We start from the raw sequence: 16,605 nt of genomic DNA, 5'->3' as shown, positions 1-16,605 counted from the left end.
GCGTTGTTCAACCGGCGTTCATGGATGAGCGGGACGGTGTGGCGAACGAGGTCCGCCACCCTCCACGGCATACCCACCGTCACAGGAGACACCCATGTCGCTCACCCGCAGGGACTTCGCCAGAACCTCCGCGATCACCGGTGCCGGTGTCGCGCTGGCGGGCAGTGTCGGGGCCCTCGCCACCGCGCCCAACGCCCTCGCGTCCTACGACACCGACAGTGCGGAGGGCGCGGCGGACGCCCGGCACGGGGTCGGCTACGGGCCGCTCGTCCCCGACCCCGAGGGCATCCTCGCCCTGCCCGCCGGCTTCTCGTACCGGATCATCACCTACAGCGGCAGGACGAAGCTGGAGTCCGGTGAGTTCACGCCGTCCAACCACGACGGCACCGCCACCTTCGACGGCCCCCGCGGCACCACCCTGCTCGTCAACAACCACGAGCTGAAGGGCCCGCGCGCCAACTGGAAGTACCCGGTGCCGCTCACCGAGGGCCTCGTCTACGACCCGGCCGCCGCCGGTGGCTGCACGGTCGTCGAGATACGCCCCGACGGACGGGTCGCCGAGTGGGTCGGCATCGCGGGCACCTCCACCAACTGCGCCGGTGGCAGCACTCCGTGGGGCACCTGGCTCACCTGCGAGGAGAACTCCGACCGGGCCGGGGTCAACGGCATGACCAAGGACCACGGCTACGTCTTCGAGGTCGACCCCTCCGACCGGCGCGCCAACCGCAGCCCCAAGCCGCTGAAGTTCTTCGGCCGTTACGACCACGAGGCCGTCGTCATCGACCCCAAGCGCGGCCACGCCTACCTCACCGAGGACGACGACGAGCCCAACGGCCTCTTCTACCGCTGGACCCCGCCCAAGGGTTTCGCATACGGCCCCGGCAAGTTCCGCGAGCTCGCCGACGACGCCGGTGTCCTCCAGGCGCCCAAGTGCTACGACTCCGGCGGCCGGTTCGTCGACGACCTGTCCCGGGCCACCAAGCCCGGCACCGTCTACGGCGTCGACTGGGTGGACGTACCCGACCGCGACGCCCGCACCACGCCCGTGCGCAAGCAGTTCGGCGCCGGGGAGGTCACCCGCGCCCGCAAGCTGGAGGGCATGTGGTGGGGCGACGGCGGCGCCTACATCGTCTCCTCGTACGCCCGCGAGGAGAGCCCCGGCCGGCACGACGGCCAGGTCTGGTTCTACGACCCCAAGCGCCGCACGCTGACGCTGAAGGTCCTGCTCGGTGTGAACTCCGACCCGTCCAAGGACGGCGCGTTCGACGGCCCCGACAACATCACCGTCTCACCGTACGGCGGCATCGTCCTGGCCGAGGACGGCGAGGGCGTTTCGCATCTCTTCGGCGCCACCGAGAGCGGCCGCACGTACCCGATCGCCCGCAACGACCTGAACGTCGGCACCGAAGAAAAGCCGGAGTACAGCGAGTTCGCCGGCGTCACCTTCTCGCCCGACGGCAAGACCCTTTACGCCAACATCCAGGACCCGGGCATCCTGCTCGCCATCACCGGTCCCTGGAAGCGCCAGAAGCGGTAATTAATTCGCTCGCAGGTCCCGCACCGCGCCTCCTACAGTGAGATCACAACGTCACGCACCTCCCGGTGCGATGGCAGCGGCTACTTCTCTTCCAAAGAATCCGACGCCGCCGCCGACTTGATCTCGGGAGGCGCAGCATGTGGTGGGTGCCCGGTGCGCAGGCAACGGTTACTTCATTTGATCGGAATGTTGCGGGTTCGAGCCCCGTCAGCGACTTCGGGTCGCTGTAGCTCAATGGGCAGAGCATCCGGATAAGTCCGTCGCCGACTTCTGTTCTCGGGCACCCACCTTTCTCATGTGCCGCGCTTCCCTCGGAAACCTGTAAAGAATTCGGGGGAATTCATCATGGCGCGATTCAACAGCAAGGCGGCGCGGGCGCGTCCCGTCTCCCGTGTGACGTCCACCGGGCGCGTGCTGCGCACCTACGAGGGCGGCCGGGGCCGGGAGCGCGACGCCCGCTCGGAGCTCTTTCTGCTCGCGGTGTCGAACTTCGTGTCGCAGCAGACCTTCTACGAGACCGGCGCCGACCGCGACGACCGCTTCGCGAAGCTCGTGCGCGAACTCGCCGTCACCGACCCGGCGTGGACGGCCGGCCTGCTCGGCTGGCTGCGCGGCGAGGGCAACCTGCGTACGGCCTCCGTCGTCGGCGCCGCCGAGTACGTCAAGGCCCGCCTGGACGCGGGCGCGACCGGCGGCCCGGCCAACCGGCAGGTCGTCTCCTCCGTGCTCCAGCGGCCCGACGAGCCCGGCGAACTGCTCGCGTACTGGACGGCGATGTACGGCCGCAACGTGCCCAAGCCGGTCAAGCGCGGCATCGCCGACGCCGTACGCCGTCTCTACCACGGCAAGGCGCTGCTGAAGTACGACACCGCCTCCAAGGGCTACCGCTTCGGCGACATCCTCAACCTCGTGCACGCCGCGCCGGACCCGGACAAGCCGTGGCAGGGTGAGCTGTTCCGGTACGCCCTCGACCGGCGGCACCACCCCGACACCGCGGTGCCGCCCGCGTCGGACCGCGTCCTCACCGCGCACCGCGAGCTGATGGCGCTGCCGGTGGCGGAGCGGCGTGCGGTCGTCACCGCCGAGGGCGGTGCCGAGCGGCTGGCCGAGGCCGGGATGACGTGGGAGACGCTGGCGGGCTGGCTCCAGGGGCCGATGGACAAGGCGGCCTGGGAGGCCGTGATTCCGTCCATGGGCACCATGGCGCTCGTGCGCAACCTGCGCAACTTCGACGAGGCCGGGGTGTCCGACGAGGTGGCCGAGCGGGTCGCCGCGCGGATCGGCGACCCGGCGGAGGTCGCGCGCTCGCGGCAGTTCCCCTTCCGGTACCTCGCCGCGTACCAGCACGCGCCGTCGCTGCGCTGGTCGTACGCCCTGGAGCGGGCGCTCGGCCACTCGCTGGCCAGCGTGCCCGCGCTGCCCGGCCGGACGCTGGTGCTCGTGGACCGCTCCGGCTCGATGTTCTGGTCGCGGCTGTCCGACCGCTCGGAACTCACCCGCGCCGACGCCGCCGCGATCTTCGGCACGGCGCTCGCGCTGCGGGCGGAGCGCGCGGACCTGGTCGAGTTCGGCTCGACGAGCGACCGCGTGAAGTTCCGCAAGGGTGAGTCGGTGCTGAGGATCCTCGACCGCTTCGGCGACCTGGGCGGCACCGACACCACCGAGGCGGTGCGCCGGCACTACCGGAAGCACGACCGGGTGCTGATCGTCACCGACGAGCAGTACACGCACCACCACCGGGGCGACCCGACCGAGCAGGTCCCGGCCGACGTGCCGGTCTACACCTGGAACCTCGCCGGATACCGGGCGGGCCACGGCCCGTCGGGCACGGGCAAGCGGCACACGTTCGGAGGACTTTCGGACGCGGCTTTCCGGATGGTTCCGCTGATCGAGGCCTCCCGGGACGCCGACTGGCCCTGGGCGGCCTGAGAGACCGTGGCCCGCACCACGTGGGGAGTGCGGGCCACGGTCTTGCCCGGACCCTTGTCCTGGGCTGGTGCTGACATCTAACATTTCAGTTCGTGGAGGCCATCCGGCCCGTGCCCCGGACCCTGCTCAGGGACCGTGCGTACGCGGCGATCCGGGACGCCATCGTGGCCGGGGAGATCGAACCCGGTGCGGTGGTGCGGGACGCCGAGCTCGCGGAGCGGCTGGGGCTGTCCCGGGCGCCGGTGCGGGAGGCGTTCTCCCGGCTCGTGGACGAGGGGCTGCTGGAGAGCAAGCCGCAGAGCTACACCCGGGTGACCCCGCTCGTGGCCTGCGACGTCCGGGACGCCGCCGCCGTGGTCGGCGCCATGCACGAGCTCGTGACGCGGGTCGCCGTGCCCCGGCTGTCCGCCGCGGACATCGAGGCGATGCGCGCCGCCAACCAGCGGTTCGCCGCCTCGGTCGCCGCCGGAGACGTGGATGAAGCCCTGCGTGCCGACGACGCGCTGCACGAGGTCCTCGTCCGGGTGAGCGGCAACCGCGCGGCCGCCGCGACCGTCGCCCGCTACACCCCGCTCATCCGCCGCCTGGAGCGACGGCGCTTCGGCGAGGGCGGCAGCTGCCGTTCGGCCGGGCTGCACGAGCGGCTGATCGAGGCCTGCGCGGCCGGTGACGTGGCCGAGGCGGTCCGCGTCACGGCGGAGATCTGGCGCGGGCTCGAAGAGCTCGCCGACTGAGAACGATCCCCACCCCGACCCGGGAGGACCCATGTCCCTTTCCCCGTCCTCGCCCGCTTCCCCTTCCCCCTCCCTCTCCTCGTACGCCCGTTACCCCCTGCTCTTCGGGCCCTCGCCCGTCCACCCCCTGGAGCGGCTGACCGCGCACCTCGGCGGCGCCGCCCTCTGGGCCAAGCGCGAGGACTGCAACTCCGGTGTCGCGTACGGCGGGAACAAGACCCGCAAGCTGGAGTACCTGGTCGCCGACGCGCTCGCGAAGGGCTGCGACACGCTCGTGTCGATCGGCGGGGTGCAGTCGAACCACACCCGGCAGGTCGCGGCGGTGGCCGCCCGGGCCGGGCTCAAGTGCGTGCTGGTGCAGGAGAGCTGGGTGGAGTGGCCCGACGCCGTGTACGACAAGGTCGGCAACATCCTGCTCAGCCGCCTCGCCGGGGCCGACGTGCGGCTGGTGAAGGCCGGGTTCGGGATCGGGTTCAAGGAGAGCTGGGAGCAGGCGCTCAGGGAGGTCGAGGAGGGGGGCGGCAAGCCGTACGCCATCCCGGCCGGCGCCTCCGACCATCCGCTCGGCGGCCTCGGTTTCGCCGGGTGGGCGTACGAGGTCGCCGAGCAGGAGCGTGAGCTGGGCGTCTTCTACGACACCGTGGTCGTGTGCTCGGTGACCGGCTCCACCCAGGCCGGCATGGTCGCCGGGTTCGCCGCGCTGGAGGAGGCGGGCGGGCGGCCCCGGCGCGTGCTCGGTATCGACGCCTCGGCGAAACCCGCCGCGACCCGTGGCCAGATCGCCAGGATCGCCCACAACACCGGGCAGCTCATCGGTCTCAAGCGCGAGGTGACCGAGTCCGACGTCGAACTCGACGAGCGGTACCACGCGGGCACGTACGGCATCCCCGACGAGTCCACCCTGGCGGCGATGCGGCTCGCGGCCCGGACGGAGGGGATGGTCACGGACCCCGTCTACGAGGGGAAGTCCATGGCCGGGATGATCGACCTGGTCTCACGGGGCGAGATCGGCCGCGACTCCACCGTCCTCTATGCCCACCTGGGCGGACAGCCGGCGCTGAACGCGTACAGCGCGCTGTTCTGACCGGGCCTCTGCCGTCCGGCCCGGCCGGTAAGTCCGCGTCCGGTCCGGCCGCGCGCGGGAATCAACCGGCCGGCCCCTGGGTTGTCAGCGGTTACCCCAACCCTCGGAGGAGCCGCCATGCCCGACGAACCAGCCGTACGAGAACTCCGCCTGGTCGTGACGGCGGACGACTACGACGCCGCGCTGCACTTCTACCGGGACGTGCTCGGCCTGGCCGAGCGGGGCGCGTTCGCCTCGGAGGACGGGCGGGTCACGATCCTGGAGGCCGGACGGGCCACCCTGGAGCTGACCGACCCGAACCATGCCGCCTTCATCGACGAGGTCGAGGTCGGGCGGCGGGTGGCCGGGCACGTCCGGGTCGCCTTCCAGGTGGACGACTCCGTCGCCACTACGGCGAAGCCGGCCGCCGCCGGGGCCGAGGTGATCGCCGAGCCCACGCCTACCCCCTGGAACTCCGTCAACATGACCCGGGCATGAATGCCCGGGCTTGCAGCTCGTGACCATCACTGGCGGTGGTGGCCCGGCCGCGTCCAGATCTCACGCAATGAGGGTGAGTTCAGGGGCCGTTGACTGGACCCCGCAGACCCACGCCAGCCACCCGCGGTGGGCGATGTTGTGGGACGAGTTGAGGTCGGCGTGCTCAACGAAGCCGCAGACCCGGCACGCGAAACGGGCCTGGGAGGGCCGGTTGCCGCGCTCGATGTGGTGGCACTGGGAGCATTCCTGGCTGGTGTACGCCGGATCGACGTACACGACCGGCACCCCGGCGCGTTTCGCCTTGTAGGCGATGAAGGCGCCGAGCTGGGCGAAGGGCCAGGAGTGGAGCGTGGTGCGTTGGGGCTTTCTCAGCCGTGCCCGCTCACGGATACCGCCCAGGTCCTCCAGGGCGATCCCGCGACCGGTGCGTTCAGCCTCCGCCACGATCCCTTTGCTGATCTTGTGGTTGATGTCCTTGTTGCGGCGGGCCTCACGGCCCGCGTACTTCTTCGCCCGCCGCTTCGCGGACTTGGTGTTCTTCTGCTGCAGCTTGCGCCGCAATTCCCGGTCCTTGGCCCGCTTCCGGTTGATGCGGCGCCCGGAGTGCTTCACGCCGTCAGAGGTGGCGGCGACGTTCACGATGCCCAGATCGACGCCGAGGAAGGCCACCGGGTGGGCATTCAGTCTCTGTTCGGGGATCTCGCAGGTCGCGATCAGGAACCAGGTTCCGTCCCGGCACAGCAGGTCGGACTCACCGTGACGGTGCGCGGCCAGCACGGCCAGTTGCTCAGCCTGTCCGGTGAACGCCACCCCCTTGAGTCGGCCGGCCGTGGTCCAGATCGACACCGTGCGCTGCTCGTGCTGCCAGGACAGCATCCGGTCGTCGTACGGCTGCGCCGCCTCCGGCCGGAAGACGATCGGCTTGCCCGCGGCTCGGGTGTGCCGTTTGGTGCCGGGCCGCCCGTACCGTCCGGCCCGCAGGTTCGCCTTCAAGGTGGTGTAGGCGTCGCAGGTCTTCTTGATCGCGTGCTGGGCAGCCTGCGCCCCCAGCCCTCACCGGCCCCTGACCTCGGCATAGGTGTGCTTGCGCAGGGCCAGCGGGCGGCGTGCATCCTTCTCGAACGCCACCTGGGCGGCCCAGGTGGCCGCCTCGTTGCAGGCGTGCAGGGTCGCCTCAAGTGCCTCCGCCTGCACGGGCGTTGGCTCCAGTTTGACCTGCACCACCAGCTTCACGATCACCGAACCTACACACCCGTCCGAGATGCCACCGCACGTTCCCCTCCCTTCACTCGAACGAGTGACCCATGCCCTTCTTCGGACGCCAGCGATCCCGGCTCCGCCGGGAAGCACCCGGCCGCTTCGCGGCCCTGTCACCTCGGCCCGATACCGCGGCGCTCCGCACCGCCACCACCGGATGCGATTCCTCCCGGGCGTGAACGCCCGGGGTTCCTCGCAAGATCACGCTGAACTCCCGGCTCCAGGCCCCGGGCGCCCTCCAGCTGACGCTCTTCACCGAGCTCGGCGGCTGAGGGGCCCGCGCGGGCGCCCCTGCCGGGCGGGGTCCGGAGCCGGATAAAGTGCTCAGCGTGTGGACCGACAATCAGCGGGCGGAGCCGGGTGCCGAGCGGCCCGATGGTGCCCGGCGCCGGGCCACGATCCACGACGTCGCACGACTGGCCGGGGTGTCACGGCAGACGGTCTCCCGGGCGGTCAACGACAAGGGCGAGATCGACCCGGCCACCAAGGAGCGGGTCCTGGAGGCGGCCCGGCTCCTGGACTACCGGCCCAGCCGGTTCGCGCGCGGCCTCGTCCAGAAGGGGGCGGTGACGGCGGGCCTGGTCATCCCCGACCTGCGCAACCCGTTCTTCCCCGAGGTGGCCGCCGGGGTGCTGGAGGCGGCCGAGCAGCGCGGCTGGCAGGTGGTCGTGTGGGACTCCCGTATCGACGAAGCCCGGGAGCGGCAGGCGCTCGACGTGCTCTCCCACCAGGCGGACGCGGTCGTGGGCTACTTCAAGGACCCGGACGACGTCCTCACCCGGCACCTCGGAGGCGTGCCGCTGGTGCTGCTGGAGCGCGGCCCGCAGCAGACCCGGTTCGCGGCCGTGGGCATCGACGCCGCCACCGGAGTCGAGCAGGGCATGAACCACCTGTTCCGCGCGGGGCACCGCAGGATCGGCATGCTGGACGGCGTGCACGGCCCCGGCCCCCGCAGGCTGGCCTTCCTGGAGCAGGTGCGGCGGCTCGGGCTGCCGGTCGACGAGGACTGGGTCGTGGTGTGCCCCGAGCACAGCGTGGCCGGCGGCGAGGCCGGCCTGGAACGGCTCCTGGCGGCGCGGCCCGAGATCACCGCGGTCTTCGGCTTCAACGACCTGATCGCGGTCGGGGCGATGCGCGCCGCCCGCCGCCACGGCCGCGGTGTCCCGGACGATCTGGCGGTGCTGGGCTTCGACGGTCTCTCCCTGGGCGAGCTGGTGGACCCCGCCCTGACGACCCTGCACATCGACAAGCGGCAGCTGGGACGGCTGGCCGTGGAGCAGGTGGCCCGGCTGCGCGCGGGTGAGGAGCCGCTGCGGGGCGCGGACGCCTGGGTGGTGCCCGAGTTGGTGGTCCGCGCATCCGCCTGATCAGCCCGGGCGGGGCCCGGCAGATCGTTCCGTGCAACTCCCTTGACACCGGTTTTCGAGCGTGCAGATACTCGACGGCAACGCTCACGTGAACGTTCACGAACGCCAGACCCCCCACCACGCGACCATCGGTCCGACCACCACGCGCCCGTCGACATCGTTGTCTTCACTTCCCTCATCACGGGCCCGCGGCAGCGCTGTGCCCGGCCGCGGTATGCCCGGAAAGCGAGTGCGCGCCCATGGAACACCGAACGATGTCCCGCAGGCGCTTTCTGGGGGCCTCCCTGGGTGGTGCGGGGGCGGGCCTGCTCGGGCTGACCGGATGCGGGTCGGCGGAGGGATCGGCCTCCGCCGGCACCGACCACCTCGGCCTCTGGTACTGGAAGGGCTCGCTCAGCGACAAGCTGCTCGCCACCGCCCGGCGCGGCGTACCCGGCGTGCCGGGACTGAAGGTGCGGGGCTCGCAGATACCCGACGGCGACATCGACTCCAAGGTGCGCACCAGCCTCGCCGCACGCGCCTACGTGCCGGACGTCACGGTCGTGAACAACGACAACCTCGCCACGTTCTTCCCCGACGAGAACGAGTTCCTCGACCTGCGGGAGCTCGGTGCGGAGTCCGTCCGTAACCAGTACCTCGAGTGGAAGTGGAAGGCCTGCTTCACCCCGACGGGCAGGATGATCGGCTTCCCTCTGGACGCCGGCCCCACCGCGCTCTACTACCGCAGGGACCTCTTCCGGGAGGCCGGACTGGCCCACGAACCGGCGGACGTCGCCGAGGAGATCCCCACCTGGGAGAAGTTCATCGCCGCCGGGCGGACCCTGCGGGCGAAGGTGTCCGGCAAGCCGTACCTGGTGAGCAACATCGGCAACGTCTTCCAGCAGGTCCTGCTCCAGAGCCCCAGACAGTTCGTGGACGCCGACAACCGCTTCATCGGCGACCAGGGGCACGTCCGGCGGGCCTGGGACCTGTCCGTGGACATCCTCCGCCAGGGGCTCAGCGCCAGGATCACGGACGGCACACCCGACTTCAACGCGGCCATGAGCGGCGGCCGGATCGCCACGATGACCACGGCGGTATGGGCCATCAACGGCCTGAAGGACACCGCCCCGAAGACCGCCGGGTCCTGGCGGCTCACCACCATGCCGGACGGCCCCGCCAACTACGGCGGCTCGTACATGACGCTGACCCGCTACTGCCGGGACCCCGAGGCGGGCTTCGCCTTCCTGAAGTGGCTGCTCAGCCCGGCGAACCAGCTCGCGAGCTACCAGGAGATGGCCCTGTTCCCCACCACCCCGGCCGCCTACACCGACCCGGCGATGCACGAGCCCGACCCCTTCTTCGGCGGTCAGCAGCCCATCGACGTCTTCGGCCCGGCCGCCCAGAAAGCCCCGGTCGTCTACTTCAGCCCCTACGAGGAGTCCGCCAACACCCCGTTCTTCCAGGAGCTGACCAACGTGGAAATGCTCGGCAAGAACCCCGGCCGGGCCTGGCGGGACGCCGTGCACACCGCCGAGACCACGCTGTCCCGCGTGGGGGTGAGCTGACATGGCGACCGTCCTCGACCCGGCCGGCGCGCCGGCGGCGAACGAGAAGCAGCCGGCCGGCCGTACGCGATCCACCACCCCCGGCGGGCGCAGGCGTCACTTCCCGCCCCTGCTCGCCATCTCCCCGTTCTACGTGCTGTTCGCCGTCTTCGGCGCCTTCCCGATCGTCTTCTCCGTCTACCTGTCCTTCCAGGACTGGGACGGCATCGGCGACATGCGCTACGTCGGGCTCAAGCAGTACGGCTGGCTGCTCCAGGACTCGGTGTTCTGGCACGCGGTGCTCAACACCTTCGAGATCTGGTTCCTGTCCACGGTGCCGATGCTGTTCCTGGCCCTGGTGCTCGCGTTCCTGCTGCACTCGCAGGTCCGCTTCGCCGGGGCCTACCGGGTGGCGTACTTCATTCCCAACGTCACCTCGATGGTCGCCATGACCGTCGTCTTCGGCTCGGTCTTCGCCCAGGCGGGCCTCGCCAACTCGGCGCTGCGGGTGATCGGGCTGGACGGAGTGGGCTGGCTGTCCTCCGAGTGGGGCATCAAGTCGTCCGTCTCCATCATGATCATCTGGCGGTGGGTCGGCTACAACGCGCTGATCTTCCTGGCGGGCCTCCAGGCCATCCCCACCGAGCACTTCGAGGCCGCCCGCGTCGACGGCGCGAACAGCAGGCAGACCCTCTTCCGGGTCGTACTGCCGCAGCTGCGGCCGGTGGTGCTCTTCGCCGCCGTCACCTCCACCATCAACGGCCTGCAGATCTTCACCGAGTCCCAGGTGCTCTTCCAGTCGACCGACGTCGGAACCACGGGCGGGCCGGGCCAGGAAGGGATGACCATCGTGCTCTATCTGTGGCAGAAGGCCTTCAAGGAGCACCAGTTCGGCTACGGCGCCGCCATGGGCTGGGTCCTCTTCGCCATCATCGCCGTCTTCACCATCGTCAACTGGCGCCTGGTCGCCGGCTCGGACGACGACCGCCGGCCCGGCATCGCCGGTCTGCTGCGCCGCAGGGGGGCACGCGATGGCCGCTGACGAGAGGCCGACCGGGAGCGCGGGCCTGGCCATCGGCTCGGGCAGCAGGCTCAGCCGCACTTGCGTCCGGGCGGTGCTGCTGCTGGGTGTGCTGGTCTCGCTGTTCCCCTTCTACTGGCTCGTGGTGCTGGCCTCCGGCACCACGCAGGACATCTACCGGTACCCGCCCAAGCTGGTGCCGGGGCCGCATCTGCTGGACAACATGGGGCGGGTGCTCGACACCGTCGACTTCTTCGGCTCGCTGTTCAACACCGTCGTCGTCGCCGTGCTCGGGACCGTGCTGGTGCTGTTCTTCGACTCGCTCGCCGCGTTCGCCTTCGCCAAGTACGAGTTCCCGGCGAAGAAGTTCCTCTTCGGCATGCTGCTGGTGACGTACATGATCCCCGCGCAGCTCTCCCTGGTGCCGCAGTTCGTGACCATGGCCGAGTTCGGCTGGGCCGGATCCCTGAAGGCGCTGATCATTCCCGGCGCGGCGAACGCCTTCGGCATCTTCTGGATGCGCCAGTACGCCCAGAACTCGCTGCCGGACGAGCTGCTGGACGCCGGGCGGATCGACGGCGCCGGCTTCTTCCGCCTCTACTGGACGGTCGCCCTGCCGCTGTTCCGGCCGGCCCTCGCCTTCCTCGGCATCTTCACGTTCATCGGCCTCTGGAACGACTACATCTGGCCCCTGGTCGTCATGATCGACCCCGACAGGGTCACCCTCCAGGTCGCCCTGGCGAATCTCAACATCCTCTACAACACCGACTACTCGCTGGTCATGGCCGGCGCGCTGATGAGCGTCATCCCGCTGATCGTCGTGTTCCTGGTCGGGGCACGGCACTTCCTGCGGGATCTGGCGGCCGGGGCGATGAAGATGTGAGGCGGCGGGTGCGCGGACCTCCGCCCGCCGACGTTCTGGATAAGGTGCGGAGAGGGCCCCCGGTTCGTGAGTCCCCGGTTCGTGAGGAGTGGCTGCATGGCGCAGGTCAGGCCCATGCGGGCGGATGCTCGACGCAACTACGAGCGGTTGCTGAAGGTGGCCGCGGAGGCCTTCGCCGAGCACGGGGAAGGCGCGTCGCTCGACGACATCGCCAAGCGGGCAGGGGTCGGCTCCGGCACGCTCTACCGGCATTTCCCGAACCGGCACGCGCTGCTGGAGGCCGCCTACCTCGACCGGATCGAGGCGATCGCGGCCCGGGCCGACGAACTCGCGGCCGAACTCGCCCCGGGCCAGGCGCTGGCGGAGTGGCTGTACGAACTGGGCGCCGGAATGGTCCAGATGCGCGGCCTCAGCGCCTTGCTGGGCCCGGCCGTCACACAGAGCGACTCGACCGTGGCCACCGCCTGCGGCGACTCGGTGAAGCGTGCGGCGGGGCGCCTGGTCCGGGCAGCACAGGAGGAGGGCACGCTCCGCCGGGACGTCGACCCGATCGACGTACTGCGGCTGGCACACGGCGTGTCGACGGCGGCGGAGCTGGCGGACGGAGAGGGCGGGCACATCCGGCGGTATCTGACGCTGCTGACGGAGGGCCTGCGGCCGGGGGGTGAGTGAGGGGCGGCGGATTACGGGGGTGGTGCGGCGGCCTCTTTGCGGGCACGCGTCCGGTTGGTGTTGGTGTTGGTGTTGGTGTTGGTGTTGGTGTTGGTGTTGGTGTTGGTGTGGAGAGCCGCGGCCTTGCGGTCTTGGCCGTGGTTGAACGCGTGGGTTGCTGCGGGTTTCGTGGTCTTGGCCGCGGCGGGCGCGTGTGGTCGCTGCGGGCTCGGGGCATGGCCGCGAAGGGCTGTGGCGGCGTGGCGCGTGTGGGGCCTCGGGGCACGGGGCGGTGCGGCGGCCTTGCGGCACGCACGTGTTGGTGTGGAGGGCCCGGGCTTCGTGGTCATGGCGCGGCGGACGCGTGGGCTGGGTGCGGGCCTCGCGGTCTTGGCTGCTGACGTGTGCGTGGAGGCTTGGGGCCGGGGACCGCTGTGTTGGCGGGTATGGCGGGTATGGCGGGTATGGCGGGTATGGCGGGTATGGCGGGTATGGCGGGTATGGCGGGTATGGCCTCACCCGGCCGAGTCGGGGGGGGGCGTTGTGAGCTGAGTGGTCCCGCGTTGTCGTCGGCGGGGCAGGACGCGTCGCGTGCCCCCGGCAGCCGGCGCGTGGGGATGGGGCTGGGCCGGGGGCGTCGCTGAGGCGTCGTCTGCGTGTCGCTAAAGGGTCTGGGCTGCCGGCTTCACCATTCCCCTGACCGTGCGGGACTTCACGAAGTCGCCGATCGCCGTCATCTCCCACTCGCCGGAGAACTGGCGGATCAGCTTGGCCATCATCACGCCTGTCTGCGGCTCGGCGCTGGTGAGGTCGAAGCGGACCAGTTCCTCGCCGGTCGTGGCGTCCAGGAGGCGGCAGTAGGCCTTGGCGACCTCGGTGAACTTCTGGCCGGAGAAGGAGTTGACCGTGAAGACCAGGCCGGTCACCCCCTGCGGGAGGCGGCCGAGGTCGACCACGATCACCTCGTCGTCACCGCCGCCCTCACCCGTGAGGTTGTCGCCGGAGTGCTTGATCGCACCGCCGACGATGGACAGCTTGCCGAAGTAGCAGCTGTCGATGTGGTTGCGCTGCGGCCCGTAGGCGATGACCGAGGCGTCCAGGTCGATGTCCTTGCCGCGGTACGCCGGCTCCCAGCCGAGGCCCATCTTGACCTGGGAGAGCAGGGGGCGGCCGCCCTTCATCAGGGAGACGGTCTGGTTCTTCTGGAGGCTGACGCGGCCCTTGTCGAGGTTGATCTTCCCGGCGCCGGGTGCGGGCGGCGGAGGCGTGGCGGGAGCCGGGGGCGCCGCGGGCGTGGTGACGGGCGGGGCCGGCGCGGCCACCGGCGGCTGCGCCGGGGCCGGCGGCGGGGTCACCGGCTGCTGGGCCGGGGCGGCCGGCTCCTCCACCGAGACACCGAAGTCCGTGGCGATGCCCGCCAGGCCGTTGGCGTAGCCCTGGCCGACGGCTCGGGCCTTCCACTGGCCGTTGCGCAGGTAGATCTCCACGATCACCAGGGCTGTCTCGTCGCCGAGCTGCGGGGGCGTGAACGAGGCCAGGACGGAGCTGTCGTCCGCGTTGCGGATCGTGGCCGTCGGTTCGATGCCCCGGAAGGTCTGGCCCGCGGCGTCCGGGCTCGCTGTGACGACGATCTTCTCGATGCCGGGCGGCACGGCCGTCGTGTCGACCACGATCGCGTCGGGCGTGGTGCCGCCGCCGGAGCGGTATGTCACGCCCGGGCCCGACGGCTGGTTGTAGAAGATGAAGTCGTCGTCGGAGCGCACCTTGCCGTCGGCGGTGAGCAGCAGGCCCGATACGTCGAGCCGCACCGGGGCGGCGACGTCGACCGTCACGCGGGTGGCGGACAGGGGGATGTTCGAGCCGGGGGTCATAGCTGTCATGCCGGGTGAACGAGCGAGGCGGTTTTGCCGTTCCCTTACCTAGCCCCCATTCGGGTCAGCGGCGGTTGCGGAGGTGGCCGCGGGCGGTGCGCTCGTTGCCCCGCTTGTAGTTTCCGGTCCAGCGGGCCATGACGAGCTGGGGGTCGGAGGACTCGACCTCGGCCATGAACTGCTCGGCCCGGGGGCCGTTCAGCACGGTGGCGGGGCGGCCGTGGTGGGTGATGCGGACGGTGCCGCCCGCGTGCTGCTCGTAGGCGAATCCGTGGGGTCGTGGCATGCCGCGAGCGTACGGGGGCGAGGGCAGGCGCCCCAGCGAATTTCGGCCGCCCCCGCCCGCAGCGGACCGATCCCTACGGTACGACCACGATCTTGCGGCCGACTCCCGCCGCGAACTGCTCCAGCGCCTCCGGGTACCGCTCCAGCGGGATCCGGTCGCTGATGAAGATCTCGGGGTCCAGGACCCCGTTCGCGAACAGCTCCGCCGCCCGCTCGAAGCTGTGCAGCACCGCCATCGAGCCGGTGATGGTGATCTCCTGGTTGTAAATGCGGTAGGGGTCGATCGTCACGCGGGTCGCGTAGTCGCCCACGCCGAACTGGAGGAACGTGCCGGCCTTCGCCACCCGGTCCAGGCCGTCCTGGATCGCCGCCGCGTTGCCCGTGGCGTCGACGACCAGGTCCCAGCCCTGCGGGCGGTCCAGTTCGTCCGGGCCCGCGGCCGACGCCGAGACGCCGAGACGGCGGGCCGTCTCCAGTCGGGCCGGGTTCACGTCGACGACGTCCACGCTCGCCGCGCCCGTGCGCTTCGCCAGCTCCAGCATCATCAGGCCCATCGTGCCGGAGCCGTAGATCAGGACGTGCGCGCCGAGGCGGGACCGGAGCACGTCGTAGCCGCGTACCGCGCAGGAGAGGGGCTCCACCAGGGCCGCGTCCTGCGTGCGGACGTGCTCGGGGAGCTTCACGCAGTTCGAGGCGGTTACCAGGTCTGTTGCGGGGGTGATGCTGCCCGCTGTGCGCCCGTTCGGTCTTGTCTGTGCCCGGGGCGGACCCAGGACTCGGGCGGCGCGCTCGTGTGGTGTCCGCGGGTGGGTTGTGGCCGGTCGCGCAGTTCCCCGCGCCCCTTGGGGGCGTTGCCATGCCGTATCCGGGCATGCGGCAGTCCGGCTTGAGGGCTGCCCGAATGCCACGGCGGGCCGGCCCGTTCGGTGCCCGCCCGCCCGCCCTCTCGCGACGACTCTTTCCGGTCAGTACGGCCAGATCGGCGGGTCCGTCACGAAGTGGCCGCCCAGGTAGGCGTGCGCCTCGTTCTCCGGGTCCAGCTCGCCCTGCTCGGCGATGAGCTTCTCGGCCCACGGCTCGGAGTCGTCCTGCGGCTCGTAGCCGAGCGCCCGGGCGGTGGTGAGGTCCCACCACAGCCGGGTGTTGGCGGAGGAGCCGTGGACGACGGTGTGGCCGACGTGCTCGGCGGTCAGGGCCGCGTGGAAGAGGCGGGCGCCGTCGGCGGGGCTCATCCACACCGAGAGCATGCGCACGCTGGTCGGCTCGGGGAAGCAGGAGCCGATCCGCACCGAGACCGTCTCCAGGCCGTGCTTGTCCCAGTAGAGCTGCGCGAGGTCCTCCCCGAAGCACTTGGACAGGCCGTAGAAGGTGTCCGGACGGCGGGGCGTGTCGACCGGGATCAGGGGATCGTCGCCCTGGGGGCGCGGGGTGTAGCCGACGGCGTGGTTGGAGGAGGCGAAGACGATCCGGCCGACGCCCTCCTCGCGGGCGGCCTCGTACAGGTGGTAGGTGCCCTCGATGTTCGCCTTGAGGATCTTCTCGAACGGGGCTTCCAGAGAGATGCCCGCGAGATGGATGATCGCGTCGACGCCGCGGACCGCCTCGCGCACGGCGTCCTGGTCGGCGAGGTCGGCGGTGATCGCGTCCGGCGCGCCCTCGACCGGACGCAGGTCGAGCAGCCGCAGCTCGTAGCCGTAGTCCGGAAGCAGGTCCCGCATCAGGGTGCCGAGGCCGCCGGCGGCGCCGGTGAGCAGGACGGTGCGGGGAGCGGGCATCCTCGGTCTCCTTGAATCTCCTGCCGTGCACATGAGTGCACGGCATTCATAAGCGTGGACACGCTAAGGATCTGGAGTGGAGCGCGTCAAGTATGCCGCGGAAGGAGCGAATCCGCTGGTGCGTCACGGGTTCGCGCGCTTGACCCGCGCCGAGGCGGCGCTTTAGCGTGGTGCCGTTCAGAAATGTAGACGGCAATCATGAATATGG

Annotated in this window: 15 protein-coding genes and 1 pseudogene; 10 read left to right on the top strand and 6 right to left on the bottom strand. The window is 70.8% G+C overall.

Annotation, left to right across the window (positions count from 1 at the left end):
- Positions 1–94: 94 nt before the first annotated feature.
- The 5 genes from HDA41_RS09380 to HDA41_RS09360 all read left to right on the top strand — a co-directional run bounded on the left by HDA41_RS09380 (position 95) and on the right by HDA41_RS09360 (position 5,761).
- Positions 95–1,537: an alkaline phosphatase PhoX gene (locus HDA41_RS09380; RefSeq protein WP_184982447.1), complete on the top strand. Its 1,443-nt coding sequence runs from the start codon at positions 95–97 to the stop codon at positions 1,535–1,537.
- A gap of 345 nt (positions 1,538–1,882) precedes the next feature.
- Complete coding sequence (locus HDA41_RS09375; RefSeq protein WP_184982446.1) at positions 1,883–3,466, top strand: TROVE domain-containing protein; 1,584 nt, start codon at positions 1,883–1,885, stop codon at positions 3,464–3,466.
- A gap of 92 nt (positions 3,467–3,558) precedes the next feature.
- Positions 3,559–4,200: a GntR family transcriptional regulator gene (locus HDA41_RS09370; RefSeq protein WP_184982444.1), complete on the top strand. Its 642-nt coding sequence runs from the start codon at positions 3,559–3,561 to the stop codon at positions 4,198–4,200.
- A gap of 31 nt (positions 4,201–4,231) precedes the next feature.
- Positions 4,232–5,284, top strand: coding sequence for a 1-aminocyclopropane-1-carboxylate deaminase (locus tag HDA41_RS09365; RefSeq protein WP_184982442.1), 1,053 nt, complete (start codon positions 4,232–4,234; stop codon positions 5,282–5,284).
- A 117-nt stretch (positions 5,285–5,401) separates the two neighbouring features.
- Entirely contained in the window at positions 5,402–5,761 is a 360-nt protein-coding gene (locus tag HDA41_RS09360; RefSeq protein ID WP_184982440.1) for a VOC family protein, read from the top strand.
- A gap of 60 nt (positions 5,762–5,821) precedes the next feature.
- Here HDA41_RS09360 and HDA41_RS09355 read toward each other — a convergent pair whose 3' ends face one another.
- Positions 5,822–6,754 carry an RNA-guided endonuclease InsQ/TnpB family protein gene (locus HDA41_RS09355; RefSeq protein WP_311772137.1) on the bottom strand — a complete coding sequence of 311 codons (933 nt, stop codon included), beginning with the start codon at positions 6,752–6,754 and terminating at the stop codon, positions 5,822–5,824.
- Positions 6,755–6,814: 60 nt separating this feature from the next.
- Positions 6,815–7,000 (bottom strand): hypothetical protein, encoded by a 186-nt coding sequence (locus HDA41_RS42250; RefSeq protein WP_311772136.1) that lies wholly within the window; start codon positions 6,998–7,000, stop codon positions 6,815–6,817.
- Positions 7,001–7,347: 347 nt separating this feature from the next.
- Here HDA41_RS42250 and HDA41_RS09350 point away from each other — a divergent pair, with 347 nt between their 5' ends.
- From HDA41_RS09350 to HDA41_RS09330, 5 genes are all read left to right on the top strand, one after another.
- Positions 7,348–8,385, top strand: a complete 1,038-nt coding sequence (locus HDA41_RS09350; RefSeq protein ID WP_184982438.1) for a LacI family DNA-binding transcriptional regulator — start codon at positions 7,348–7,350, stop codon at positions 8,383–8,385.
- A gap of 254 nt (positions 8,386–8,639) precedes the next feature.
- Positions 8,640–9,932: an ABC transporter substrate-binding protein gene (locus tag HDA41_RS09345; protein WP_184982436.1), complete on the top strand. Its 1,293-nt coding sequence runs from the start codon at positions 8,640–8,642 to the stop codon at positions 9,930–9,932.
- Position 9,933: 1 nt separating this feature from the next.
- Positions 9,934–10,953 (top strand): carbohydrate ABC transporter permease, encoded by a 1,020-nt coding sequence (locus tag HDA41_RS09340; RefSeq protein ID WP_184982434.1) that lies wholly within the window; start codon positions 9,934–9,936, stop codon positions 10,951–10,953.
- The gene (locus HDA41_RS09335) at positions 10,943–11,815 is read left to right on the top strand and encodes a carbohydrate ABC transporter permease (protein WP_184982432.1); all 873 of its coding nucleotides are present in this window, start codon (positions 10,943–10,945) and stop codon (positions 11,813–11,815) included. Before HDA41_RS09340 ends, HDA41_RS09335 begins: the two co-directional genes overlap by 11 nt.
- A 96-nt stretch (positions 11,816–11,911) precedes the next feature.
- Positions 11,912–12,487: a TetR/AcrR family transcriptional regulator gene (locus tag HDA41_RS09330; RefSeq protein ID WP_184982430.1), complete on the top strand. Its 576-nt coding sequence runs from the start codon at positions 11,912–11,914 to the stop codon at positions 12,485–12,487.
- Between the two features lie 641 nt (positions 12,488–13,128).
- Here the strand turns inward: HDA41_RS09330 and HDA41_RS09325 are convergent.
- From HDA41_RS09325 to HDA41_RS09310, 4 genes and pseudogenes are all read right to left on the bottom strand, one after another.
- Entirely contained in the window at positions 13,129–14,337 is a 1,209-nt protein-coding gene (locus HDA41_RS09325; RefSeq protein WP_184993275.1) for a TerD family protein, read from the bottom strand.
- A 64-nt stretch (positions 14,338–14,401) separates the two neighbouring features.
- On the bottom strand, positions 14,402–14,623 hold the full coding sequence (locus tag HDA41_RS09320) for a hypothetical protein (RefSeq protein ID WP_184982428.1): 222 nt from the start codon (positions 14,621–14,623) through the stop codon (positions 14,402–14,404).
- A gap of 73 nt (positions 14,624–14,696) precedes the next feature.
- Positions 14,697–15,314 (bottom strand): annotated as a pseudogene (locus HDA41_RS09315) (zinc-binding dehydrogenase); the annotation flags it as partial.
- Positions 15,315–15,587: 273 nt separating this feature from the next.
- Positions 15,588–16,397 carry an NAD-dependent epimerase/dehydratase family protein gene (locus tag HDA41_RS09310; RefSeq protein ID WP_184982427.1) on the bottom strand — a complete coding sequence of 270 codons (810 nt, stop codon included), beginning with the start codon at positions 16,395–16,397 and terminating at the stop codon, positions 15,588–15,590.
- Between the last annotated feature and the right edge of the window lie 208 nt (positions 16,398–16,605).

Origin of the sequence: Streptomyces caelestis (assembly GCF_014205255.1) — a bacterium.
In the GTDB taxonomy this organism is placed as follows: domain Bacteria; phylum Actinomycetota; class Actinomycetes; order Streptomycetales; family Streptomycetaceae; genus Streptomyces; species Streptomyces caelestis.
Note: the sequence above shows the minus strand (reverse complement) of the source record. Positions and strands in the feature narration are given on the sequence as shown.